The following is a 728-nucleotide window of genomic DNA, read 5'->3' as shown; positions in this document are numbered from 1 at the left end:
GAAGCATCATGGATGAATTTAAGAGAGGCAGCAAAAATCTTTCCTGCCAATGGGCAAATTGTTGTGGGTGAAAGATACCGCGTTGATCAAGATAATGTGTGCAAAGTTCCCTTTGCACCTGGCAATAAAACAACATGGGGAAAGGGTGGAACAGCCCCTTTGCTGACCTTTAATCTTGATTTTGGTTCAACCCATATGATCTTTTTTGCTGGTTCTGGTGGCTATAAAACCACAAGTACAGTAGTTCCCACGTGTTTAACCTATCCAGGGTCTATTATTTGTCTTGATCCTTCAACAGAAGTTGCCCCAATGGTCAAATTTGCGCGTCAAAAAATGGGAAATAGAAATGTTATTGTTCTCGATCCCAATTCATTGTTAACAAAAAATTTTAATGTTATCGACTGGCTTTTAGATGATAGCGTACCACGCACACAACGTGAAGCAAATATTGTTAGCTTTTCCAAATTGCTTCTCACAGATAAAAAATCAGACAATTCTTCAGCGGAATATTTCTCAACACAAGCCCATAATCTTTTAACCGCTCTTCTTGCCCATGTCATATTTTCTGACGAATATGAAGACAGCGAGCGCAATTTAAAAACTTTGCGTGGAATTCTCTCTCAATCAGAGACAGCTGTTGTTAATCAATTGCGCATGATTCAAGAAACAACACCTTCTCCTTTTATTCGTGAAATGGTGGGTATTTTTACAGAAATGGCAGAGCAAAC

The 728-nt window shown here is 39.0% G+C and carries 1 protein-coding gene; it reads left to right on the top strand.

The features are described 5' to 3' along the window. Positions 1-728 (top strand): type IV secretory system conjugative DNA transfer family protein (locus ACFIO3_RS15845; RefSeq protein WP_375704738.1); only part of this gene is annotated, 728 nt, incomplete at both ends.

The sequence above is a fragment of the Bartonella sp. AD328YNZD genome, from assembly GCF_042196425.1.
Note: the sequence above shows the minus strand (reverse complement) of the source record. Positions and strands in the feature narration are given on the sequence as shown.